We start from the raw sequence: 26,078 nt of genomic DNA on the forward strand, positions 1-26,078 counted from the left end.
CCCCCGCTGCGGAGTTGCAGCGGGGGCTTTTTCGTGGCACTTGCTTTCCAGCCTATTTCAGCTCGTCGCCAATCACGGCCACGGCTTCGGCCAGGGCGGGGTCTTTGCGCAGGGGCTTGAGGAAGCGAGCCACGCGCCGGGCGGCCACGGAGTCGGACGCCGGGCGGGCGTCGGCCGCGAGGGCCGATACGTCGAGCACGGCCAGGGCATTCTGGGCGTCGGTTTGCTGCTTATTGATGGCGCGGGCCTCTACCTGCTGGGTGCGGTAGGCGGCCAGGTTCAGCGACAGCACGGTTTGCTTCTGGCGGGCAGTGGCGCGCTGGGCGGCCTCGGTGATGAGCTTGAAGCCGGGGCTAGCGGCCACGCGGGCGGCGCTGGCGGCCTTGAGGGGGGCCAGGGCGGGCAGCGTGTTGGCGGGCTGATACGTGGCGGGCGCAATCTCGTCCCAGGGCAGCGGGTATTCCGATTCCTGCTCGCCCTTGGCGTAGGAGGCCAGTGCATCGGGCACCACAATGTCGGGCGTCACGCCCTTGAACTGGGTCGAGCCCCCGCTCACGCGGTAAAATTTCTGGATGGTGAGCTTAAGCGAGCCCAGCGGCTTGAGGGCGTTGGCCTGCGCATTCACGGCGTTGTCCAGGTCGAAAACCTGCTGCACGGTGCCCTTGCCGTAGGTAGTGCTGCCCATGATGATGGCGCGGTGGTAGTCCTGCATAGCGGCGGCCAGAATTTCGGAGGCTGAGGCGCTGTACTTGTTCACCAGCACCACCAGCGGGCCGCTGTATTGCACAGTGGGGTCGGTATCGGCCACGGGCTGGGCCGGGCCACGGCTGGTTTTCACCTGCACCATGGGGCCGGTGGGCACGAAGAGGCCGCCCATGTCCACGGCATCGCGCAAGGAGCCGCCGCCGTTGTAGCGCAGGTCGAGCACCACGCCGGCCACGTTTTCCTTGCTGAGCTTGGCCAATTCAGCCTTCACGTCGGCCGCGCTGCTGCGCCCGCCCTTGCCGCTGAAGTCGGCGTAGAAGCCGGGCAGGTTGACATAGCCGTAGGTGCGCCCGCCCTGCTTGATGAGGGCCGACTGGGCGTAGGTTTCCTCAATCACCACCACGTCGCGGATGATGGGGATGACCTGCGTCGAGCCGTCGGGCTTGCGCACCGTGAGGCGCACTTCCGTGCCCTTGGGCCCGCGAATGAGCTTCACGGCCTTGTCCTGGCGCATGCCTTCCACGCTCACGGGCTCGGCCGCGCCCTGGCCCACGCGCAGGATGATGTCGCCTACTTTCAATTCGCCCTGCCGCGACGAGGCCGAGCCCGGCACGATGTCGATAACCTTCAGCTTGCCTTCGTCTTCCTGCAGCTGGGCACCCGTGCCCTCCAGCCGGCCCGACATCTGAATGTCGAAGTTTTCGCGGGCAATGGGGGCCAGGTAGTCCGTGTGCGGGTCGTAGCTGTTGGCAATGGCCTCGGCAAAGGCGGCCAGGCGGTCGTTGCTATCAATCTGCAGCTGGTCGGTAAAAACCTCGTCGTAGTACTTCAGCACGCGCTTGCGGGCTTCGGCCTCCATCTCGGCGGGAGTGCGGGATTTCTCGGTGGTGGTGGCCGGCGAGGCCCCAACTTTGGTGGCGGCCAGGGGTTTGTCTTTTTTCTTGGCCTCGTCGTCCATCATTTCTGAGAGGCGGGCCAGCGTCTGGTACTTCAGCATCTTGCGCCACTGCTCGCGCTGCTCGGCGGCGTTGGCGGCGTAGGTGGCCTTGGCGGGGTCGGTTTCCCAGCTTTCCTGCACCGAGAAGTCAAAGGGCTGGGCCAGAATCTGACGGTAGAGGGCCTGAATCTCGGGCATGCGCTTGGCCAGCAGCGCGCTCGTGGCGTCCAGAAACTCGTGGGTGCCGCCGCGCATCTGGTCGTCAATCTGCGTTTTGAACTGGCTGAGCCGGGCCACTTCCGGGGCCAGCAGCAGCTGCTTGTTCACGTCTATGCGCTTAAGGTACAAGTCGTACACGCGCTGCGAGAACTGGTCGTCAATCTTCTCGGGTTGGTAGTGGAGCTGGTTCAGCCCCTGCATCATCACGCCGAGCACCACCTGGTCGCGCGGCGGCGTGCCCTGGTACACGGAGTAGGAAGCCAGCCCCAGCAGGGCCAGCACGGAAGTGGAATATAATCCCAGTTTAAAGCGGGGGAATTGCATGCGGAGAGGTCTAGTGAAGAAAGGAAATTGGCAGCGGCCGGGGCCGGCCCTTACGCCCTGACGGACTGAAAGGGTAAAGATGATGCTTCCTTAACCAGAATCGCACCACTAATTGCTCCCAAAGTCGAAAAAGAACCGCCAAAGGTTGCGAAGTGGCCGCTTAGAAGCTCAACGTGAGCTGCCGGCCGGCCGTGGCGTGCTCATTATCCAGGTTGGAAAGCGTGACGCCCAGCAGCCGCACGCCCTTTTCCAGCGGAAACAACCCCTCCACCAGCTCCCGGCAAATGCGGGCCAGCACCTCCGGCCCCGGCACCGGGCCCACGCCGCTGCGGCTGCGCGTAATCTGCTGGAAGTCGCCGAATTTTACCTTCAGCGTCACCGTCCGCCCCCGGATGCCGCTGCGCTGGCAGTATTCCCACACGTCTTCCAGCAGCGGCTGCAGGGCTTCGATGAGGTCCGAAAACTCCCGTAAATCCTGCGCGAAAGTGGTTTCCGAGCCCATGGACTTGCGCAGGCGGTCGGCCACAACGGGCCGCTCGTCTTCGCCCCGCGCAATGGCGTAGTAGTAGCGCCCCACCTTGCCAAAGTGCTGGTGCAAAAATTCCACCGGCTGCGCCCGCAAGTCGGCCCCGGTGAAGATGCCCAGTTCGTTCATGCGGGCCGCCGTCACCGGCCCCACGCCGTGGAACTGGCCTACGGCCAGCCCTTCCACAAAGGCCAGGCCCTGCGCCGGCCGCACCACAAACTGCCCGTTGGGCTTGCGGTAGTCGGAGGCCAGCTTGGCCAGAAATTTATTATATGAAATGCCCGCCGAGGCCGTGAGCCCGGTTTCGGCCAGAATCCGGGCCCGGATTTCGCGCGCAATCTGCGTGGCCGAGTCCAGCTGCTTGAGGTTGTGCGTCACGTCGAGGTAGGCCTCATCCAGCGACACCGGCTCAATCAGCGGCGTGTATTCGGCAAAAATGGCCCGAATCTGGCGCGACACTTCTTTGTACACCGCAAAGCGCGGCGGCACAAAAACCAGTTCGGGGCATTTGCGCAGCGCCGTAGCACTCGGCATGGCCGAGCGCACTCCAAACTGCCGGGCCTCGTAGCTGGCCGCCGCCACCACGCCGCGCTCGCGGGCGCCGCCCACGGCCACGGGCCGGCCGCGCAGCTCGGGGTGGTCGCGCTGCTCCACCGAAGCATAAAATGCATCCATGTCCAAATGGATGATTTTGCGAATGGAGCTGGCAGTCACTATGTTTACTTTTTATTCCGGCAAAGATAAAAGGCAGGCTGCGGAAGACGGATTCTTTGTTTCCAGCGCATATAGCGGGTTTCGTATTTTAGAAATGCTATTTCCGAACTACGATTTTGCCTGATTCTCAAAAATTAGCAATGAAACAGTCTAAATAATTATATTTTTATTGATAATTCTTTTACGTAGTTTTGAATTATCAACCTTGTGGGGTGGCGGAATTGGCAGACGCGCTAGCCTATCTCGCTAGTAAAATTAGAGGTTCGAGTCCTCTCTCTACAGCAACAGTCCCGGTCGCAGCAGCGGCCGGGATTTTTTGCGTTCGGGAGTTTCGAATGGAGTCGAGGAATGGTGAGGGGGACGTAGAAACGGGCCGCCCGATGGGACAAGCATAGCCCCTCGATTGCCGGAAAAATTGTTGGCAGCGGCGCGGACCGAAAGGGATTTTACCAAAATTATTGTGGAGGCTAGTAAGGGTACTTGGCTGGTTCGGTGTAATACCCCAAACGTTTGCAGCGCGCGACTGCAATCGTTTGGTGGCGGCGCTGCCAACGGGCCAGCCAACCGCTCTTTTTACCTCCTGAACCTTATTCCCTAACGAGAATTCCCCTTATGCAAAAACTCGACTCTTTGCTATGCAGTCGGAAAAAGTCCGGCCGTCGTTTCAGCTTACTTTCAGCACTGCTGCTGAGTGCCGCCGGGGCCGGTGCCCAGACGCTCAGCGGCACTTACTACGTGGGCAGCAGCACCTCGCCCAACCCGGCCCGCACTTACGCCGACCTGCCGGCAGCCATGACGGCCCTGGGCAACGGCGTGACCGCCAACAGCAGCGTGACCTTTACCCTGCTCGATGCCGCTTACCCGCTGGGTGCTACGTCGCTGGTGGTGCCCGCTGTCGCGCTCAGCACAGGCCAGGGCGTAAGCCTGGTGCCCGCCGCCGGAGTGAGCCCAGTGATTTCGGGCAGCAACACCACGGCGCTGATTGACCTGAACGGCACGGATTATTTCACCATCAGCGGGTACGACGGTAGCACCAGCGCCCGCACCCTCACGCTGCGCAACACGGCGGCCGGGCCGGCCGTGCTGCTGCGCAACGATGCCACCTACAACACGCTGCGCAACCTAATCATCGAAAGCGCCAACACTAGTACCAGCAGTGGCACGGTGCTTTTCAGCACCTCCACCGGCACCACCGGCAACGACTTCAACACCCTGGCCAGCTGCGATGTGCGGCCGGCCAACAACAGCACCACCGTGCTGCCGGCCAACGGCATCTACTCGGTGGGCACGGCCGGGGCTACCAACAGCGACAACACTGTGCGGGGTTGCACCATCTACAACTTCACGGCCACTGGCCTGAACGTGAACACCAACAGCGGCGACAACTGGACGGTAGGCGGCGCAACGGCCGCCGAGGGCAACACCGTGTACGAAACCGTGAGCCGAAGTGTAGACCTGCGCTTTCTGCGCTTGGGCAGCGGCAGCACCCACACCGTGAGTAATAACCAACTGTACTACGCCAGCGGCACCCTTAGCGCGGCGTTCTATGGCGTGGTGCTGGTGGGCGGCACCGGCCACACGGTGAGCAACAACGCCATCGGCGGCTCGCAGGCGGGCGCGGGCGGCACGGCCTTCACCATTGGGGCCGTGGCGAGCTTTGTGTATCCAATTTACTTGGATTTGAGTGCCACGGCCGGAGCGGCCGTTACGACGGTGCAGGGCAACGTGATTCGCAACTTCGCCTCGGCTTCGACGGGCACCATGTACGGGGTGCACGCCCGCAACGGCACGGCCAACATTGTGACGCTGCAGGCCAACACCATTGGGGGCACCAGCGCGGGCCAGGGCATCACACACGCCGGCACGTTCTACGGCTTCGACCTGGGCAATGCGGTGGGAGCCACGGTGCAGAATAACACCGTAGCTGGCATCACCACAACCGTAACCAACGCGACCGGCCTGAGTGGCACGCTGGCGGGCGTGAACATGAGCAGCAGCTCGGCCAGTACCATCAGCGGCAACACGTTCAGCAATTTCAACGGGACGACGACCAATACTGTGACCAGCAACACGGTGAACACTGCCAATGCCACGCCCGTGGCGGGTGTGTACGTGAGCGGCAGCGGCGCGGCCACCATCAGCGGCAACACGATGAGCACCCTTGCTAGTGGCTCGACGTATGCCACCGGCGGCACAGGCGTCAACATTGCGCTGGCGGGCGTGTGGCTGAACGGCGGCGGCGCGGTAGCAGTGGCCAACAATACCATCAGCGGCCTGACGGCGGCCACCGGCGGCGCGGCTGTGTTTGGCATATATTCCAGCGGCAGCGGGAGCGGCACCATCAGCGGAAACCAGATTAGCGGCCTGAGCAGCAGCCTGACGGCGGCCGCGCAGCTGGCCGGCATCAACTCGACGGGCAGCGGCGTGGTGGCTATCAGCACTAATACGCTGAGTAGCCTGAGCCAGAGCGGCGCATCGGGCAACCTCTATGGCATTCAGAACACGGCCGCAACTGGCTCGGACGTGACCGGCAACACCATCACCAACGTCACCTACGCGGGCACTTCCACGGGCCAGACGGTGTACGGCATTTCGGCCAACGGCTCGAACAGCATTAGCAACAACACGATAACCACGGTACAGGCCACGGGCCCGGCTAATGCCAACGTGCGTGGCATGTACGTGGGCGGCACCAGCGCGGTGGCCATCGTAAGCGGCAACGCCGTGAGCACCGTGCTGAACGGTACCAGCGGCGCCAGCACCAACACGGCCGGCATTTACGTGGGCGCAACTTCGGGCGTGATGGGCGCAGTGACCATCAGCGGCAACCGCATCAGCAACGTGGGCACCACAGCCACGGCCGCGCCCACGGGCGGCACGGTTTATACTGTGACGGGCTTGCAGTGCGGGGCGTCGGCGGCGGGCTCGGTGATTGAGCGCAACCGGGTGTGGAACGTGTACGGCAGCAGCGCCGGCACCGGCGCCAATGCCGACCAGGTGCGCGGACTGGCCGTGATTGGCACGTATTCGGGCACGTTTGCCAACAACCAGATTAGCCTGGCGGCGGGCGCGGCCACCCAGCTTTCCTTCGGGATTCAGGACCTGTCGACCACCGGCAGCAACAGCTACTATTACAACTCAGTGTACCTGGCTCCGGCCGGCGCGGCAGCCGCCAGCAGCTACGGTTTCTGGCGCAGCGCCACCACCACGCCGGCCACCGTGCAGCTCCGCAACAACCTGTTATACAACGGCCGCACGGCCGCCAGCGGTGCCACAGCCTACGCCATCGGCACGGCCAGCACTACCGGCTGGAGCGCCACAACTTCGGATTACAACCTGCTGATTTCGCCCAGCGCCACTGCCGTGGGCAACTGGGGTGGCACGGCCCTGAGCTTTGCCAGCTGGAAAACCGCCCAGCCCGCCGGCTCGGGCGGCGACGCCAGCAGCCTGAGCACCACCAGCGCGGCCGTACCGGCGGCCAACCTGTTCACGGACCTTGCCACCGGCAACCTCGACATCAACCCCGCCAACCCCGAAGCCTGGTACGCCAACGGCACCGGCGTGCAGGTGGCCGGCCAAACGGCCGATTTTGGCAGCGGCACCGCCGGTCGGGCTACCACCGTGGCCGCAGGCGGCACCGACATTGGCTCCGATGATTTCACACCGACCTCGACCCCGCCGGCCCTCACGGCTTCGGCAGCCCCGGCGCTGGGTGGCACGCAGGTGTTTTCGCTGGGCGGCCGCGTGCTGGCCAGCCTCACGTATGGCAGCACCGGCACGGTGCCCAGCCTCGTGACGGCGCGCTACTACTCCGGCACCAACCCGCCCGCGCCCTACGTGGCCAGTGCCCGGTTTGCCAATGCCTACTTCACCTTCACGGACGTGAATGGCGACGGCACTGGCTACACCTACCAGCCCACCCTCAGCTACGACCCGGCCCTGCTGGGCACCATTGCCAGCGAGGCCGCCCAGCGCATCAGCCAGCGCACGGCCAGCAACAGCGGCTACGCCACCTTCGCCACCGCCACGGTCGACCAGGCAGCCCGCACCGTCACTACCTCTGCCCAGCTCACCCGCCTGGGCCTGCTGACCACCAGCGACCAGGCCGCCCCGCTGCCCGTGACGTTGACCAGCTTCACGGCCTTCCGCCGCGAGGCTAATGCCGAGCTAAATTGGGTGACGGCCACCGAGAAAAACAGCGCCGGCTACGAAGTGCAGGTTTCGGGCGATGGCCGGGAATTTCGCAAGCTGGCCTTCGTGAAATCGGGCTTGGCCAACAGCTCGGCTCCGCAGTTCTACCAGTACCTCGACACCGAAGCTGGCAAAGCCGGCCTGCGCTACTACCGCCTGCGCCAGCTCGACCTCGACGGTACGGAATCTTTCTCGCCGGTGCAGGTGGTGAGCTTTGGCGAAGCTGCCCCCACGGCCGCCCTGGCCGCCTACCCCAGCCCCTTCGCTACGACCCTGACGGTGGCCGTGAACGGGCCCGCCCTGAACGACCTCGCGCCCCTCACCATCACCGATGCAATGGGCCGCGTGGTGTACTCGGAGGCGGTGAAGCTGGCCGCCGGCACCACCCGCCTCGAGCTGACTCAGCTGGGCGCGCTGCCCGCGGGCGTGTATCTGCTGCACGTTGCGCTGCCCAGCCAGGTGCAGCATTTGAAAATTGTGAAACAATAGCGGAAAGAGCTGCCTGGCCTGGTCTGACCATGTCGAGCAACTCTCGACACTTAGCAATTGATAACTATAAACCCACCCTTTCGCATGAAAAAACCACTAATCCTTCTGGCCCTGAGTGCGCTGGCCCTGGACTCGGCGCAGGCCCAGACCACGGTGCCGGTGCGCTCACTGTACGCCGACTTCGGCCCCAACGACGTCACCAACGGCAACATCACGCCCAGCCCCGATGCCAACGGCAACTACTGGAACAACATCTTGAACAATACCGGCGTGGCCGACACCTTCCGGCTGGTGGACAAGGCCAACGCGGCCACCGGCATTAAGCTGAAGGTTGGGCCCAACTTCCTCACCAACGGCATCGCCACCGGCGGCTTGCTGGCCCCGAGCGCGGCCCTGCTGGGCCAATACGCCATTGCCACGGCCACGCAGGACTACTTTTTCGTGCAGGGCACCGGCTCTACGGCCACGGGCACGCTGCGCATCAGCGGCCTCGACCCCACCAAGCGCTACGTGTTTCACGTGTTTGGTAGCCGCAACGCCACCGCCGAAACGCGGGTGTCGCAGTACCGCTTCACCGGGGCCACCACCAGCACCATCACCCAAACCACCACCGGCCCCAACGTGGGCGCCAATGGCTACGCCGGCAACAACAACACGATAACCGATTCGGATACGCTCTCGGCCGACGGCAGCGGCGTTATCACCATGGAGCTGAGCAAAACGGTGGGTTCGTATGCCTACCTCAATCTGATGCGCATCGACATCGTGCCGGGCCGCGGCACCGTGCCGGTGGTGAACTACGCCTTTCAGAACCCCGGCTTCGAGCTGGGCAACCTAAACTTCTGGACCACGGTGGCGCGCGGCACCGGCGCAGCCGCCACGGTGAACACCGCCACCAAACACGCCGGCACCTACGCGGCCCAGCTCACGGGCGGCAGCCTGGGGCTGGAGCAGCAAATCAGCTACCGCGCCACCACGGGCGTGAACGCCTACAAGCTGAGCGGCTACTTCTACAATCCGTCTACTGGTGCGCTCAGTGGCAGCCAGTCGGCGCACCTGGAGCTGCTGTATTATAGCAGCACCCAGGCGCTGCTGGGCCGGTTCAAATCCGACTCGCTGGTGGCCGCCTCGCCTACTAATACCTGGACCCGGCTGGAAGCCGTGGGCACCATTCCCACGGGTACGGCTTTCGTGAAAGCGGCCGCCGTGTGGCGCAATGCGGCCGGCACCGCCACCGGCGCGGTGTATTTCGACGACCTGCTACTGCAAGCCTACTACCCGCAGAACCCTAATAAAATTGCCTTCATCGGCTCGTCGGTGCTCACCGGCGTGGGCTCGACCAACAGCAACCGCGGCTACACCACGCTCTACTCGGAGCTGCTGACGCGCCGCGCCACCGCCGGCACCGGCGGCCCCTGGGTGACCACCAACCTGGGCGTGCCCGGCAACAACACCATCGACGTGCTCGGCCGCTTCGATAACGACGTGCTGCCCACCGCCAGTAAGTACGTGCTGGTGGGCCTGGTGCTCGGCAACGAGGGCATCATCACCGGCGGGCAGCCAATTTTCGACCAGTTCCGCACCAACATGCAGCGCATCATCAGTCTGGCCCGCACCGACGGCCTGACGCCGGTGGTGGCCCTGGGCTACGGCCGCAACGACTACGCCGCCACCCAGTACACCTTTGTGCGCCAGATGAACCTGCTCCTCCACGGCTGGAACGTACCCAGCGTGAACCTGCTGGGCGGCGTGGACGACGGCAACGGCCGCTATGCCACCGGCTACTGGTGGGATGCCCTGCACCCCAACGACCTCGGCCATACCGAGCTGATGTACACTCTGGTGCCCTCGCTGTTCGATGCGCTTGGTGCCAACAAGCCCCTGCCCCGCCGCAAGGTGAGCAACGGCATCACCCTCACCAAGACCAACGGCGTAGCCACCAACATTATCCGGATGGTGCCCGAGGAAATCGTGCATCCCTTCACGCAGGCCATCCGCTTCAAAACGGGCGGCGCAGGCCGGCTCGTGGAAATCCGCGACAGCGCGGGCCTCGCGGCAGGCACCATCAGCGTGAGCAGCGGCGGCGTAGTGACGTACCAGTCGGCCAAAGGCCGGAGCATTGTGGGCTCGGTGCCGGTCACTAATAACCGCTGGCACAAGCTGGTGCTCACGCACTACTACGCCCGCGGCGCCACCATGCTCTACGTCGACAGCGTGAGCGAAGGCACCGTGCAGGAGCGCCTGCGCCCCACCCGCTTCGACCTCGGCGGCAGCGCCGCTCCCACCCGCGTGCAGTTCCGCGACTGGATGTTCTTCCGCGCGGGCATGAACCAGGACGAAATCCTGGCCCTGGCCGCCGATTCGCTCCTGAAAGGCAGCCTGGAAATCTACGCGCCCCTCGACGGCCGCCGCGTGGCCACTACCGACTCGCTCGCCAACCTGGCCCAGAGCACCAACACGCTGGCCCGCATCAGCGGCCCGCTGGCGGTGCGCGAGAGCGCCTTCGCCGCCCAGTTCAGCCTCTACCCCAATCCTACCGCTGGCCTCGTTACCATCGCGGGCCCCGTGGCGCTGGAAGGCACCCAGGCCGTGGTGTACGATGCGCTGGGTAAGGCCGTGCTCACCACCCGCCTCACCAGCGGCCGCCTCAACCTGAGTGCCCTCGCGCCGGGCGTGTACTCGCTGGTGCTCAATACCCGCGAGGGCCTGGTGCACAAGCGCGTAGTGCGGGAACAGGAGTAGCTAACCCGTTTTCTAACAAAAAAGAGCGGCTGCCTGACTGGGCAGCCGCTCTTTTTTGTCTTCGTAATAGTCAGAGCATGGTTGATTTTTCTGATTTCGTGCGGAATCAGGTTCCGCCTGGCCGGCCTGATTGGCTGGAGAAGCCCGGGGGTTCGCATCTTGCAGAAGATTAGCGTGCTGCCGGTTCCCGGCGCCGCCGGCCAGTTCCTGCTGGAACCTCCAAGTGGGTGGTAGCCACGCGGCAGCCGCCCAGCCCGCCCCAGAACTATCGCGCATATATTTTGCTTTATTGCCTGATTGTTAATTTTAGCTGTGTTTTACCCTGACCCTGCGTGGAAATAGCGCGCGAATTTTCGGAGCTGGACTGCCTGCGCCGCCTCAATCAGGGCGACGAACGGGCCTTTGATGCCCTGTTCCGGCACTACAGCGCGCTGGTCTACCGGTTTTCCTACGGCTACCTCAAGTCACGTACCGATGCCGAGGAAATTGTGCAGGAGTGCTTTCTGAAAATCTGGGAAAAGCGCGAGCAGCTGCGCGACGACGTGCCCCTGAAGGCCTACCTCTTCACCACGGCCCACAACGCCATCCTCAACCAGCTGCGGCGGCAGCAGCAGCGCAACCGCTTCCAGACCTACACCGCCGGCCTGGCCCCAGGGCAGGTGGGCAACGAGGTAGAATTCTCGGAGCTTGAATCTCTCTACCAAGCCGCTTTGGAACAATTGCCGCCCAAGCGACGCGAGATTTTCATCCTGAGCCGGCAGCAGGGCCTCTCCTACCCCGAGATTGCCCAGCAGCTCAACCTGTCGGTGAAAACCGTGGAAGCCCAGATGACGCAGGCCCTGAAATTCCTACGCGGCTACTTCCAGGCCCACGGCGAGAGCATCGTGGCACTGATGCTGTGGCTGGCCATTGCCAATTCTTAATTTTTTTTCAGAAGCCAGTAAGGGTGCTAGGCGCTAGCGGTGTATTACTGCAAACGATTGGGGAACTACGCCCCGATTGGTCGTAAGTCCACACTCACCCCGCGCTCTACCACTCAGAGATACTGGCTGTTACCTTCCAGCTATTTCGCACCCCGCATTTTTCAGCAGCCCATGGCTTTTTCCGTTACCAAAGACCTTTTCCAGAATTACCTCGCCGGCCGCACCACGGCAGCCGAAGCCGAGGCCGTAGCCGCCTGGCTGGCCGAACCTACCAACCAAGCCCTGGCCGAGCCCTGGATGCGCCGGCACTGGGACGCCCTGGCCGCCGCGCCCGCCAGCATTCCCGTGGCTGCCGAAGAGCCCAGCTACGACGCCCTGCTGAACTCCCTGCACCTGAAGCTGGGCTTTGATGCGCCGGTGCCAGCTACTGTGGCCGCATCGCGGTGGCAGCGCTGGGCCGCGGCCGCGGCGCTGGCCGGCACCGTGGCCGGCGGCGGCTGGCTGCTGTATTCGCAGCGCGTGCTGGCCCCGCAGGAAGTGGCCACGGCCTACGGCCAGGTCGACACCATTAAGCTGCCCGACGGCTCCGAAGCCACCCTGAACGGCCACTCCACGCTGCGCTACGCCAATTCCTGGGCCGCCAACAAGCCCCGCGAGGTGTGGCTGGATGGCGAAGGCTACTTCTCGGTGAAGCACCAGCCCAACAACCAGCGCTTTGTGGTGCACACCCGCGCCGGCTTTGCGGTGGAAGTGCTGGGCACCAAGTTCACCGTGTACCGCCGCCGCGACCAGGCCCGGGTGGTACTGCTATCGGGCAAGGTGCGGGTTGATTTCGACGACCAGCAGCGCCCCGACGTGATTCTGAAGCCCGGCGAGCTGCTCGAAACCCGCGACTCGCAGCCCCGGGCCGCCGTGCACAAGGCCGTGCGCACCGCCCCCTACGCCGCCTGGAAAGACGCCAAGTTGGTGCTGGAAGAAACCAGCATTGCCGAGCTGGCCACCCGCCTGCAGGACACCTACGGCGTGGAAGTGGTGGTGAACAGCCCCGAGCTCAGCGAGCGCCGCATGACCGGCACCGTGCCCGTGGGCGACCTCGAAGTGCTGCTCCAAGCCCTGCAAGAAACCTTCCACCTGAAGGCCACCCGCGAGGCGGGCCGCATTGTGCTCTCCGATAACACTGCTGCAAAATAGTGTTGGCAACCCGCCAATTTCTCCCCCTTTTACAACCCACCTTTTTCACAAAATTCCCATAACCCCATGAATCGACCCATTACGCATCTGCGTCGGCAATACGCCCTGCCGGCTTGCCTGACGGCGGGAATGCTGGTGTTTCAAGCCTCCGCCATGCCGGCAGCGGCCCAGCTGCTGGCCTTTCACCAGGAGCAGCCCGCTACCGCCTCCCCCGCCGCTCCGGCCCCCGTAGCGGGCGAAAGTGTGGCCCTGAAAACCCTGCTGCACCAGTGGGAAAAGGACCACCACGTCACCATTTTCTACGAAAGCTCGCTGGTGGGCAGCAAGCGCGTGGTGCCCCAGGCCGGTGTGACCACCCTGGACAACAAGTTGGCCGCCGTGCTGCCGCAGGCCGACCTGCGCTTCAAAAAAATTCGTGACGATTACTACCTGATTATCAGCAAGCCGGAGGTAGTTGCCAATTCTGGCAGCAGAACGTCGGCTGCCGGCGTTACGGCCGCCGACGTGCCCGTATCGGGCCGCGTGACTTCGGCCACCGGCGAAGGCCTGCCCGGCGTGACGGTGCTCGTGAAAGGCACCACCATCGGCACCACCACTGGGGCCGACGGTTCGTTTTCGCTGAACGCACCGGAAGGCAGCACGTTGGTGTTCAGCTCGGTGGGCTTTGCCCGGCAGGAAGTGGCCGTAACCGGTGCTACCAGCGCCCTGGCCATTGCGCTGAAGGACGACCAGCAGGCCCTGAACGAAGTAGTGGTGGTGGGCTACGGCACCCAGAGCCGCCAGGAACTGACCACGGCCGTCACCTCGGTAAACTCGGCCGCCATCGAGCGCCAGCCGGTGGCCGGCTTCGACCAGGCGCTGCAGGGCCAGGCCCCCGGCGTGCAGGTATCGGCCCCCAGCGGCGCGCCCGGCGCGGGCATCACCGTGCGGATTCGCGGCAACGCCACCATCGGCCTGAACGCCTCGCCGCTGTATGTGATTGATGGGATTCCGGTGCTGCCGACTTACGACCAGGAGCTGGCCGTGGGTGCTCAACGCCCCAACCCGCTCAACGCCATCAACCCCAACGACATCGAGAGCATTGATGTGCTGAAGGACGGCGCGGCCTCGGCCATCTACGGCGTGCGCGCCTCCAACGGCGTGGTGGTGATTACGACCAAGCGCGGCAAGGTGGGCAAGGCCACGGTGGGCTTCAGCACCTATTTCGGCCGCCAGACCATTCGCAAAAAGCTGGACTTGCTGAACGGCAAGCAGTTTGCCGCCCTCTACAACGACGAGCAAACCAACGCGGGCCTGTCGCCGGCCTACAACCCCGACACGGTACGCACCAACACCGACTGGCAAAACGAGGTGTACCGGCCGGCCAACATTCAGAACTACCAGCTAAACGTGAGCGGCGGCACCGATAAAACCCGCTACTACCTGTCGGGCGGCTACTTCAAGCAAGATGGCATCAGCCTGAACTCGGGCTTCGACCGCTACACCTTCAAGCTCAACCTCGACCAGCAGCTGAGCAGCCGCTTCCGGGCCGGCACCAGCCTCAACCTGAGCCGCACCAACAACAACAACAGCTCGCGCAGCGAGAACGGCGCCGGCAGCTCGGGCACGGTGCTGGGCACCCTGGCCTCGATTCCGACCATGCCGGTGCGCAACCCCGACGGCACCTACGCGGTGAACCCCTTCGCCCGCAACTTCGACAACCCCATCGGCAACCTGCTCGAAACCAGCAACAAGGCCGTGATTTACCAGGTTATCGGCAACGTGTATGCTGAGTTGGACATCCTTAAAAACCTGACCCTGCGCTCGTCGGCCGGCATCGACTTCCGCTCGCAGATTGAGAACGAGTTTATTACCCGCGACTACCCCGGCACCTCGGCCCCCGGCACGGCCGAAGCCAACAAGGGCTCCGGGCGCACCGGCACCAACCAGCAGGTTATCTGGCTGCAGGAAAACACCCTGACCTACCGCCCCAGCCTGGGCGACAAGCACAACCTGACGCTGCTGGCCGGCGAGTCGATGCAGGCCTCGGACCGCTTCACGTCCAGCGCCAGCGGCAAAGGCTACGCCGCCAACGCCGTGCCCTTCCTCTCGGGCGTGTCGGTGTTCAACAAGCCCAGCAGCTACGAGGACCAGTGGGGCCTGCTCAGCTTCTTCGGGCGCGCCACCTACGACTATGAGCAGCGCTACCTGGCCTCGCTCAGCTTGCGGGCCGACGGCTCCAGCCGCTTCCGGGATGGCCGCAAATTTGGCTACTTCCCCGCCGCCAGCGTGGGCTGGCGCGTGTCGAACGAACCGTTCTTCCCCCAGAATAAGGTGGTATCGGACCTGAAGCTACGCGGCAGCTTTGGCGCCAACGGCAACCAGGAATTCTACACCTACCAGCGCTTCTCGCAGTACGGTGTGGGCTACAGCTACCCTGGCACGGGCATCACGGTAGCGCCGGGTATCACCCAGAGCGCCATCGGCAACAACGACCTGAAGTGGGAAACCACCTACCAGTACAACGGCGGCCTGGACCTGGGCTTGCTGAATAACCGCCTGACCTTCACGGCCGACGTGTACCGCAAACACACCAAGGACCTGCTGCTCCTGGTAAGCATTCCGCCCAGCACCGGCGCCGAAGACCTGCGGATTCTGCAGAACGTGGGCAGCATCCAGAACCAGGGCCTGGAGCTGGGCCTGACTACCAACAACGTGCAGCCCCTCAACGGCTTTGGCTGGACCACCAACCTGAACTTCACCATGAACCGCAACAAGGTGCTCGACCTGGGCCAGGCGGTGGACAGTGACGGGAAAATCGGCGACCGCCGCCTCGAATCCGGCAACGGCTTCGTGCTGACCGGCCAGCCGCTGGGCGTGTTCTACGGCTACCAGGTGCAGAGCATCTTCCAGACCCAGGCCGAGGTGGACGCCGCCGCCAAGCAAAGCCCCGGCAAAACGGCCCCCGGCGACATCCGCTTCCGTGACCTGAACAACGACGGCATCATCAACGACAAGGACCGCACGATTATCGGCAACCCCAACCCCAAGTCGATTGCCGGCGTGACCAACACCTTCACCTTCAAAGGCCTGGAGCTGAGCATCTTCTTCCAGGGCAGCTTCGGCAACGACATCTACAACCAGAACCTGGAGGCGCTGGAAAGCATGCGCGACCCGATTAACCAGACCACCCGCGTGCTCAACCGCTGGACGCCTACCAACACGAACACCAACGTGCCCCGCGCCATCGCCGCCGACCCCAACGGCAACGCCCGCTACTCGGACCGCTTCATTGAGGACGGCTCCTACGTGCGCCTCAAAAACCTGACCCTGGCTTACAACCTGCCCACTAGCCTCATCAAGCACGCCGCCCTGAGCAACCTGCGCCTCTACGTGACCGGCCAGAACCTGGTAACCTGGACGCACTACTCGGGCTACGACCCGGAAGTGAGCTCCGACCCCTTCTCTACCACCGGCCAGGGCCGCGACTTCGGGGTGTACCCCCAGACGCGCACCTACACCGTGGGTCTCAACGCCTCGTTCTAAGCCGCTTGTTTGCCTAGCCTTCTAATTCCCATGAAAAAGTTTTTCATTCCCGCTGCTTTCGCGATGTCGCTGCTGGCCAGCTGCAACGTGCTGGACAAGGAGCCGCTGACAACCATCGCGCCCTCCAACTTCTTTAAATCGGCCACCGACGCCGAAGCCTCCCTCACGGCGGCCTACGACGGCCTGCAGAGCAAGGGCTGCTACGCCGAGGTGCTGAACCTGGTGGGCAACATGCCCTCCGACGACTGCACCAGCAACAACAACGACGTGCGGGCGCTCGACGACATTAACTGGAACTCCTCGACGGGCCAGGTGGGCGACGCGTACCGCGACAACTACCGTACCATCAACCGGGCCAATTCGGTGATTAAGTACGTACCCGGCGTGGCCGGCATGAACGCCACCCGCCGCGACCAGATTCTGGGCGAAGCCCGCTTCCTGCGGGCCCTGAGCTACTTCAACCTGGTGCGCCTCTATGGGGCCGTGCCCCTGCGCCTGGAGCCCACCGAAACCGGCGACCCCGCCGTGCTCAACCTGCCCCGCGCCGCCACCGACCAGGTGTACGCCCGCATCGTGGAAGACCTGACCATCGGGGCCGGCCTTATGGCCGACGTGAACCCTGCCCGCGCCACCAAGGGCTCGGCCAACGCCCTGTTGGCACGCGTGCAGCTCACCCAGCGCAACTGGTCCGCCGCCAAAGACGCTGCCCTGCTGGTGCTGGGTGGCAAAGGCGGCTACTCGCTGCAAGGCTTCAACTCGCTGTTCCCAGCCGATAACAAGGGCGAATCCATCTTCGAAATTCAGTTTTCGGGCAGCGCCGACGGCGGCACCTCCTTCACCCTGCCCGACCTGCTGCTGCCCTTGCCGGCGGCCACGTACTCGTTTGCCAAATTCAACCTGCCCACGCTGTTTGTGACCCGCAACGCCCAGCCGACGGACCTGACCTCGGTGGTGGACACCATCAACGACCAGCGCTGGAGCTACCAGGGCAACGTGAATACCGGCCGCAACCACGCCAGCTACGTGCAGGGCCGCGGCCCCAAAGCCGACGACAGCGGCCCCTTCGTGTACAAATGGCGCAGCGACGGCAGCGGCTTCAACTCGTCGGATAACTACTACGTGCTGCGCCTGGCCGAAGTGTACCTCACCGCCGCTGAGGCCAGCAACGAGCTCAACAGCCCGGCCCAGGCCGTGCTCGACTATCTGAACCCCATCCGGCAGCGGGCCGGCCTGCTGCCCCTCGACGCCAGCTCGCCCGAAGCCGCCAGCCAGGCCACCCTGCGCACCGAAATCGACAAGCAACGCCGCCTGGAACTGGCCTTTGAAGGCGAGCGGTGGTTCGACCTCATCCGCTACGCCCGCCACACGCAGGCCAATAGCGCCGTGCAGCACGCCGTCACCGCCCTCGACATGATTGCGCAGAAGCGCGGCACCCGCGACGTTAATTATCTGCTCTTCCCCATCCCGCTGGGCGAGCTGAACACCAACACGCAGCTGCAGCAAAACCCTGGTTACTAGTAGTGCCAGCGTCGTCGTTTCGGGGCAGGGAAAATGGTGGGAATAGTGAGTACCTGCCCTGGAACGACATTTTTATTTGAATGGTGAAAAGGCCGTCTTGCTGGGCAGCACCGAAGCATCGCTACCGCAGGAGTAATCCATTCGCTGCAACGAAGCGTTAGAAACGCTTTCCGGCGTTCAGCTTGACGGCCCTTCGCCTTTCTCTCCCACCCAACAACTCCCCTCCAATGGCTGCCCCTGTTTTCGCGCCAGTTACCCCCTCCCCCGCCGTGCCCGCCGGCACTGCCGCGCCGCGCTATGCGCCGGCCCTCTCGGCGCTCACGGTGCTGTTCTTTTCGTTCGGCTTCATCACCTGTCTCAATGACATTCTGATTCCTTACCTCAAGGCCATTTTCCAGCTCAGCTACGCCCAGGCCAACCTGATTAACCTGTGCTTTTTCGGGGCCTACTTCGTGATGGGCATCCCGGCGGGCAAGGTGGTGAGCCGCCTCGGCTACAAGGGCGGCATGCTGATGGGCTTTGTGGTGGCGGCGGCCGGCTGCTTCCTGTTTTACCCCGCCGCCGACAGCCACTCCTATCCGCTGTTTCTGGGGGCGCTGTTTGTGCTGGCCACCGGCGTGGTGCTGCTGCAGGTAGCCGGCAACCCCTACGTGGCGGTGCTGGGTCCGCCCGAGTCGGCCCCGGCCCGCCTCACGCTCACGCAGGCGTTCAACTCGCTGGGTACCACGGTGGCCCCGCTGCTGGGCGCCTACCTCATCCTCTCGCACCTGCCCGACCTCGACGCTGCCCGCGCCGCCGAGGCCATCGACGTGCGCGCCGTACAGGTGCCCTACCTGTGCATTGGCGGCGTGCTGATTTTCATCAGCCTGCTGCTGGCTTTCCTCAAATTGCCCGTCATCATCCACACACCCGACCCCACCGACGACGGTAGCCGCCGCGCCTGGAACTACCGGCACCTGGTGCTGGGCATGGTGGGCATTTTCGCCTACGTAGGGGCCGAAGTGGCCATCGGCTCGCACATTGTGAGCTACCTCGGCCTGCCCGATGTGCTGAACATGGCCCCCAAACTGGCCGGCGACAAAGTAGCTTTTTATTGGGGCGGTGCCATGGTGGGCCGTTTCGCGGGTGCTTACCTGCTCAACAAAATCAACCCCGGCCGCCTGCTGGCTTTCACCAGCATCGGCGCGATTGTACTGGTGGCAATTTCGGCCTGCACTACCGGCGAAGTAGCCATGTGGAGCCTGCTGGCCGTGGGCCTGATGAACTCCATCATGTTCGCTACCATTTTCACGCTTGCCGTGGCCGGCCTGGGCCGCCACACCGAAGAAGCTTCCGGGCTGCTGAACGTGGCCATCGTGGGCGGCGCGGTTATTCCGCCCCTGTTCGGCCTCATGGCCGATGCCAGTTCGCTGCGCCTGGCGCTGGCGCTGCCAGTGCTCTGCTACGCCTACATCGTGTGGTACGGCCTGCGCGGCCACGTGCGCCGGGCGGTTTAGGCCCCGGCTAATTCCTGCTTTTTCTAATCTATGCTCCTCAATTCCCACCGTCCTTTCGTTACTTCTGCCGCTTTGCTGGCGCTGCTGGCGGCCGGCACCCCGCAAGGCGCGCTGGCCCAAGGTATGCCTAAAGCTAAAAGCATGCCCCCAGGTGCGGCCGTAGCCACCTGGCTGACCACCGCCGATAAGTCGGTGCTGTTCCAGCCCCAGGCCGGCACGCTGAAGTTTGCGGCGGCGAAGAATGCCAACCCGACCATTGAGGTTGATGAGGCCAAAACCTACCAGACCATCGACGGCTTCGGCTACTGCCTCACCGGCGGCAGCGCCGAGCTGCTGCACCAGATGGGCCCCGCCGAGCGCGCCAAGCTGCTCCGCGAGCTGTTCGGCACAGAGGGCAGCAACATCGGCGTGAGCTACCTGCGGGTGAGCATCGGCGCGTCAGACCTCGATGCCAAGGTGTTTAGCTACGACGACCTGCCCGCCAGCCAGACTGACCCGGAGCTGACCAAGTTCAGCCTCGCCCCCGATGAAGCGCACCTCATCCCGGTGCTGAAAGAGATTCTGGCCATCAATCCCAAGCTGAAAATCCTGGGCTCGCCGTGGTCGCCGCCCACCTGGATGAAGACCAACGACGCCTCGAAAGGCGGCAGCCTCAAGCCCGAGTTTTACGACGCTTACGCCCGGTATTTCGTGGAATACATCGCCAGGATGAAGGCCCAGGGCATTCGCATTGATGCCATCACCATTCAGAACGAGCCGCTGCACCCCGGCAATAACCCCAGCCTGCTGATGCTGGCCGAGCAGCAGGCCGAGTTCATCAAAAAGAGCCTCGGCCCCACCTTCCGCAAGGCCAAGGTCGACACGAAAATCATCGTGTACGACCACAACGCCGACCGGCCCGACTACCCGCTCACCATCCTCAACGACGCCGAGGCGGCGCAGTACGTCGATGGCTCGGCTTTCCACCTGTACGCCGGCCCCATCGAGGCGCTGGGCAAGGTGCACGACGCCCACCCCGAGAAAAATGTCTACTTCACCGAGCAGTGGATTGGCGCGCCCGGCAAGTTTGCTGGCGACCTGGCCTGGCACACCCGCACGCTCATCATCGGGGCCACCCGCAACTGGGCCCGCACCGTGCTGGAGTGGAACCTGGCCGCCGACCCGCAGCAGAACCCACACACGCCCGGCGGCTGCACCGAATGCCTGGGTGCCATCACGCTGGCCGGCAATGCCGTCACGCGCAACCCTGCCTACTACATCGTGGCCCACGCCAGCAAGTTTGCCCGGCCCGGCTCGGTCCGCATCGCCTCCACCCTGCCCGACAAGCTGCCCAACGTGGCCTTTCGCACGCCCACCGGCCAGCGCGTGCTGGTGGTGCTGAACGATGGCGCAGCGGCCCAGTCCTTCAACATCGGCCAGGGCGGGCGACAGGCGGTGGCCACGCTGCCCGCCGGGGCCGTGGGCACCTACGTCTGGTAGATTTTCAACCCATTACCCACAATTCACACATTCCCACATTTTTCACATTTTCCCAAATTCCCATGAAAAAGCACCTTACTCTTTCCGCTCTCGCCGCGCTCGCACTTAGCTCCCTGAGCGCGCATGCCCAGTTCACCGTCGATGGCACGCTGTCGGCGGCCGAAATCGGCACGGGCAAATACCAGCTGCTGGGCACCTACGTCGGTACCCACTCCGTGAACGACCGGGGCTTGAAAGCCATTTACATGGGCACCACCGCCACCACGCTCAACATCATGGTGGTGGCCTCGCCCGAGCAGACTTCCTACAGCGCCCTCGTGCTCTACCTCGATGCGCCCAACAAAACCGGTGTGGCCGCCGGCACCCGCCTGCCCGGTGGCGACGATGCGTCCTCGCAGCTGCGCCACCGCCCTACCCTCGACTTTCAGGCCGACTTCGGCTTCCGTGTTACAGCATCGCCCCTGGGCGGTGGGGACCTCAGCGCCTACCACAGCAAAATGGACCTGACCCTGCCCCTGAACACGGCCGGCAAAGCCCCCGACAAATACCTTGGGCCGGCTGACAAGCAAGGCACTACCTTCACCATTTCCGACGCCACCACCAACTTCGTGGGGGCCAAAGTAGCCTTCAAAACCGCGGCCGGCGGCAGCGTGACGGCCAACAACAGCACGGGCTGGGAGGTGGAGTATCCCCTGAGCTCGCTGGGCGGCGCGGCCACCGGCAGCCTGTTCCGCGTGATGGCCGGCTACGTGGCCGACAACGGCGACTTCTACTCCGACGTGCTGCCTCAGGTGGCCGGCCGCACCACCGACCTCGGCACCGACCCCAACTTCACTACCATCGCCGGCAACCAGTTCTACACCTACCAGGTAGGCACCGGCCTGCTGGCCAACCGCGCCGCCACTGCCGAGGCCTTGGGCCTGAATGCCTACCCCAACCCCCTCACCAGCGCCAGCACCCTGAGCTACACCGTGGCCAGCGGCACCCAGCCCGTGAGCGTGGAAGTGTACAATGCCTTGGGTCAGCGCGTGCTGAGCCTGCTGAACGCCGACCAAGCCGCCGGCACTCACACCACTGCCCTGGCCCCGCTGCAGCAGCTGGCCGCCGGCTCGTACCTCGTGAAGCTGCAGGTGGGCACTCAGCTCACCAGCCGCCGCGTGGTGGTCGAATAATGATTTAACCCAGCCGGTGGCACCCGCTGCAACGGGGGCCGCCGGCTTTATTTTTTTCCGCTCCGCTACTTCCCCGTTATGAATCGTACTCCATTATTAGGCGTGTGCTTATCGGCATTATTGCTGGCCGGAGCGAGTTGCTCTAAAAAAACCGAAGCTACCCCCGACCCCACCCCGCCCGTGGTGGTGCCCACGCCCACCGGCCCGTCGCAGGTGGCCTTCTGGCTCACCAACACCAACCGCACGGCCCTGTTTGCCCGCCAGAAAACGGTGCTCAACTTCGCCGCGCCCACCAACTCCTACCCCACCATCAACGTCGACACCACCAAGGCTTACCAGACCATGGACGGCTTTGGCTACACCCTCACCGGGGGCAGCGCCACGGTCATCAACGCCATGAGCGCCACCAACCGGGCCGATTTGCTGCGCGAGCTTTTCGCAACCGACAGCACCTGGCTGGGCGTGAGCTACCTGCGCCTCAGCATCGGGGCTTCCGACCTCAGCGACCGGGTTTTTACTTACGATGACGTAGCCGGCGATGTCGGCCTGATGCAGTTCAGCCTCGCCCCTGACCGCACCGACCTGATTCCGGTGCTCAAGCAGATTCTGGCCATCAACCCCAGCATCAAAATAATGGGCTCGCCCTGGACTGCTCCGCTCTGGATGAAAAGCAATGGCAACGCGCGGGGCGGCACTCTCCAGGCCCAGTACTACGACGCCTACGCCCGCTACTTCGTGAAATACATCCAGCAAATGGCCGCCGAAGGCATCCGCCTCGACGCCGTGACGCTGCAAAACGAGCCACTGAACCCCGATAACGAGCCCAGCATGCTGATGAGCGCCGCCGAGCAGGCCAACTTCATCAAGAACAACCTGGGGCCGGCCTTCGCCGCCGCCGGCATCACCACCAAAATCATTGCCTACGACCACAACCCCGACCGGCCCGACTACCCGCTGGCCGTGCTGAACGATGCGGCCGCCCGCCCCTACGTGGAGGGCACCGCGTTTCACAACTACGGCGGCTCGCTCTCGGCTGCCCTCGACCAGCTGCACAGCGCCTATCCCAGCAAGGGCCTCTACTTCACCGAGTTCTGGACCCAGGCCCCGGGCAACCTGCTCACCGACTTCCCCGGTCACGTGCGCGAGCTCGAAATCGGAGCGCCCCGCAACTGGGCCAAAAATGTGCTGGAATGGAACCTGGCCAGCAACGCCAGCTACGGCCCCCGCACCGCCGGCGGCTGCTCCCAATGCCTGGGCGCCGTCACCATCTCGGGCAACAGCGTGACGCGCAACCCGGCCTACTACGCCGTGGCCCACTCCAGCAAATTTGTGCGCCCCAACTCCGTGCGCATCGACACCGACACGCCAACCAACCTGCCCAACGTGGCCTACAAAACACCATCGGGCAAAAAAGTACTGGTCGTGCTCAATTCCGGCACCGACCCACTGCAATTCAACATCCAGTTCAAGGGCAAGACCGTGAGTTCGGCCTTGGCCGGCGGCTCCGTCGGCACCTACGTGTGGTAGCTTAAAAAACGGGCCTGGGCACATTTACCAGGCCCGTTTCTTTTGGCCTTATCTAAATTTAATTTATTGATAATCAAATAATTAATTTTATAATAATATCCTCGCAACGCTCCTGACTGCTTAATTCCGGGCTGGCCCATGCTGTATGCAGCAGGTCTTTTTCACCGGCTTTTTTCTTCTGAATTTCTCTCCAACTTCCAATTCCCACAATTCATGAAAAAGCTTTACCGACCTGTTTCTGCCCTCGTTGCCGCCGGCATTCTGCTGCCCATTATGGCCCTCCGGCCGGCCCACACGCAGGCCAACGAGCCCGTGAGCGTGTGGCTCACCACCGGCGACCAGACCAAGCTGCTGCAGGCCCAGGCTGGCATCAGCTTCAGCGCCAGCACACCCGCCACCGGCACCACCATCACCGTAGACGAAAGCCAGACCTACCAGACCATCGACGGCTTCGGGGCATCCATGACTGGCGCTTCGGCCTACCTGCTGAACCAGAAAATGAGCGCCGCCCAGCGCGACGCCCTGCTGAACGACCTGTTCAGCTCCAACGGCATCCATCTGAGCTTTTTGCGGCACACCATGGGCGGGTCGGACTTTTCGGCGCAGGGCGATTTCACCTACGACGACCGGCCCCAGGGCCAGACCGACGTGGGCCTGAGCAGCTTTTCCATTGCCAACGACCTAGTGGATTTGGTGCCCATGCTGCAAGCTGCCCGGGCCAAAAACAGCAGCCTGAAAATCCTGGGCACCCCGTGGAGCGCCCCCGCCTGGATGAAGGAGCCCACCGCCAGCGGCGCGTACGAGCTGCGCAACGGCCATTTCCTCAACACGGCTTATTACCAGGCCTACGCCAATTACTTCGTGAAGTACGTGCAGGCCTACGCCGCCCAGGGCGTGCCCATCTACGCGGTGACGCTGCAAAACGAGCCGCTTTTCGCGGCTTCCTACATGTCGATGCGCATGGATGCCGGCAACCAGCTGGCGTTTCTGAAAAACAACATCGGGCCCGCGTTCCAATCGGCGGGGCTGAACACCAAGCTCATTGTATACGACCACAACTGGGACCAGCCCAGCTACCCCAACACCGTTTTTGCCGACGCCACGGCGGCGCAGTACGCGGCCGGTTCGGCTTTCCACGGCTACGCGGGCAGCGTGAGCGGCCAGAGCACCACCCACAACGCCTACCCAGCCGAGGACATCTGGTTCACCGAGATTTCGGGCTCGGTAGGCTCCAGCTTCGCCGGCGATTTGAAGTGGCACGCCTCCAACATCATCATCGGCACCACCCGCAACTGGGCCAAAAGCGCCCTGGAATGGAACCTGGCCCTCGACCAGAACAACGGCCCCACCAACGGCGGCTGCACCAACTGCCGCGGCGTGGTCACCATCAACAGCAGCACCGGGGCCGTGACGCGCAACGTGGAATACTACGCCCTGGCCCACGCCAGCAAGTTTGTGGACCCCGGCGCGGTGCGCGTGGGCTCCAATTCGGTGGCCGGCGGCATCGAAACCGTGGCCTTCCGTAACCCCGACGGCTCGAAAGTCCTCATCGCCCTGAACAATAGCAACGCCTCCAACACCTTCAAGGTGAGCTGGAACAGTCAGTCGTTCAACTACACGCTGCCGGCCGGCGCGCTGGCCACCTACAAGTGGAACACGAGTGACATTGCCCTGAACCGCATCTACGAAATCAGCGCCAAGCACAGCGGCAAGGCCCTCGAAATCGTGGGTTCTTCGACCAGCAACGGCGGGCAGGCCCAGCAGCGCACCTGGGCCACCGGCAGCAACCAGAAATGGAAGCCGGTGGACATGGGTAATGGCTTCGTTCGTTTGGTCAACGTCTTCAGCAACAAGTCGCTGGACGTACCCGGCCCCAGTACCGCCAACGGGGCCCTGGCCCAGCAGTGGGACTGGTCCAGCAACGACAGCCAGGCTTGGCTGGTGCAGCGCCAGAGCGACGGCACCTACCGCATCCTCAACAAATACAGCAACAAAGCACTAGACGTAACCAGCGCGTCCCAGGCCGATGGCGCCAACGCCCAGCAGTGGGACTGGACCGGGGCCGACAACCAGCGCTGGTGGTTCTCGGACCAGGGTCCGGCTGCCCTCACGGCCCTGGCCGCCACCGGGCCCGCCGCCGCTACCCGCCTGCAAGTGTACCCTACCACCATCAGCCAGCAACTAAACTTCGACTACACCGCCGAAACGGCCGAAACCCTGCAGGTGCAGCTTGTGGACGTGCTGGGCCGCGTGGCCCTGTCCCCGCCCGCTGTGGCCGCCAGGGCCGGCCTCAACCACATCAGCCTCGATGCGGCCACCGCCACGCCCGGCCTGTACGTGCTAAAAGTGCTCACGGCCGCCGGCCCGCTCAGCCAGCGGGTAGTCATTGCCCGCTAATTG

General features: G+C 63.9%; 13 protein-coding genes and 1 tRNA gene. 12 read left to right on the plus strand and 2 right to left on the minus strand.

Annotation, left to right across the window (positions count from 1 at the left end):
- Positions 1 to 52: 52 nt before the first annotated feature.
- A complete protein-coding gene (locus I7X13_RS12585) occupies positions 53 to 2,185 on the minus strand; it encodes a carboxy terminal-processing peptidase (protein WP_198075756.1) in 2,133 nt (710 codons plus the stop codon).
- 160 nt (positions 2,186 to 2,345) lie between these two features.
- Positions 2,346 to 3,425, minus strand: coding sequence for a DNA polymerase IV (gene dinB, locus I7X13_RS12590; protein ID WP_198066389.1), 1,080 nt, complete (start codon positions 3,423 to 3,425; stop codon positions 2,346 to 2,348).
- Between the two features lie 206 nt (positions 3,426 to 3,631).
- Between dinB and I7X13_RS12595 the strand changes: the two genes are divergently transcribed.
- The 12 genes from I7X13_RS12595 (at position 3,632) to I7X13_RS12650 (ending at position 26,075) form a co-directional block, all read left to right on the plus strand.
- Positions 3,632 to 3,707 (plus strand) — tRNA-Asp (locus I7X13_RS12595).
- A 330-nt stretch (positions 3,708 to 4,037) separates the two neighbouring features.
- Positions 4,038 to 8,105, plus strand: a complete 4,068-nt coding sequence (locus I7X13_RS12600; protein ID WP_198075757.1) for a T9SS type A sorting domain-containing protein — start codon at positions 4,038 to 4,040, stop codon at positions 8,103 to 8,105.
- An 84-nt stretch (positions 8,106 to 8,189) separates the two neighbouring features.
- On the plus strand, positions 8,190 to 10,847 hold the full coding sequence (locus I7X13_RS12605) for a GDSL-type esterase/lipase family protein (protein WP_198075758.1): 2,658 nt from the start codon (positions 8,190 to 8,192) through the stop codon (positions 10,845 to 10,847).
- Positions 10,848 to 11,179: 332 nt separating this feature from the next.
- The gene (locus tag I7X13_RS12610; RefSeq protein WP_198066425.1) at positions 11,180 to 11,770 is read left to right on the plus strand and encodes an RNA polymerase sigma-70 factor; all 591 of its coding nucleotides are present in this window, start codon (positions 11,180 to 11,182) and stop codon (positions 11,768 to 11,770) included.
- Between the two features lie 171 nt (positions 11,771 to 11,941).
- Positions 11,942 to 12,961, plus strand: a complete 1,020-nt coding sequence (locus I7X13_RS12615) for a FecR family protein (RefSeq protein WP_198075759.1) — start codon at positions 11,942 to 11,944, stop codon at positions 12,959 to 12,961.
- A gap of 66 nt (positions 12,962 to 13,027) precedes the next feature.
- Positions 13,028 to 16,486 carry a SusC/RagA family TonB-linked outer membrane protein gene (locus I7X13_RS12620; RefSeq protein WP_198075760.1) on the plus strand — a complete coding sequence of 1,153 codons (3,459 nt, stop codon included), beginning with the start codon at positions 13,028 to 13,030 and terminating at the stop codon, positions 16,484 to 16,486.
- Positions 16,487 to 16,516: 30 nt separating this feature from the next.
- Positions 16,517 to 18,004 carry a RagB/SusD family nutrient uptake outer membrane protein gene (locus I7X13_RS12625; RefSeq protein WP_198075761.1) on the plus strand — a complete coding sequence of 496 codons (1,488 nt, stop codon included), beginning with the start codon at positions 16,517 to 16,519 and terminating at the stop codon, positions 18,002 to 18,004.
- Between the two features lie 227 nt (positions 18,005 to 18,231).
- Entirely contained in the window at positions 18,232 to 19,500 is a 1,269-nt protein-coding gene (locus I7X13_RS12630) for a sugar MFS transporter (protein WP_198075762.1), read from the plus strand.
- Between the two features lie 123 nt (positions 19,501 to 19,623).
- Positions 19,624 to 20,979 (plus strand): glycoside hydrolase family 30 protein, encoded by a 1,356-nt coding sequence (locus I7X13_RS12635; RefSeq protein WP_198075916.1) that lies wholly within the window; start codon positions 19,624 to 19,626, stop codon positions 20,977 to 20,979.
- Between the two features lie 62 nt (positions 20,980 to 21,041).
- Positions 21,042 to 22,151, plus strand: a complete 1,110-nt coding sequence (locus I7X13_RS12640) for a T9SS type A sorting domain-containing protein (RefSeq protein ID WP_198075763.1) — start codon at positions 21,042 to 21,044, stop codon at positions 22,149 to 22,151.
- Positions 22,152 to 22,229: 78 nt separating this feature from the next.
- The gene (locus tag I7X13_RS12645; protein ID WP_198075764.1) at positions 22,230 to 23,678 is read left to right on the plus strand and encodes a glycoside hydrolase family 30 protein; all 1,449 of its coding nucleotides are present in this window, start codon (positions 22,230 to 22,232) and stop codon (positions 23,676 to 23,678) included.
- Positions 23,679 to 23,891: 213 nt separating this feature from the next.
- The gene (locus I7X13_RS12650; protein ID WP_198075765.1) at positions 23,892 to 26,075 is read left to right on the plus strand and encodes an RICIN domain-containing protein; all 2,184 of its coding nucleotides are present in this window, start codon (positions 23,892 to 23,894) and stop codon (positions 26,073 to 26,075) included.
- Positions 26,076 to 26,078: the final 3 nt, after the last annotated feature.

Origin of the sequence: Hymenobacter negativus (genome assembly GCF_016056375.1) — a bacterium.
Lineage (GTDB): Bacteria > Bacteroidota > Bacteroidia > Cytophagales > Hymenobacteraceae > Hymenobacter > Hymenobacter negativus_A.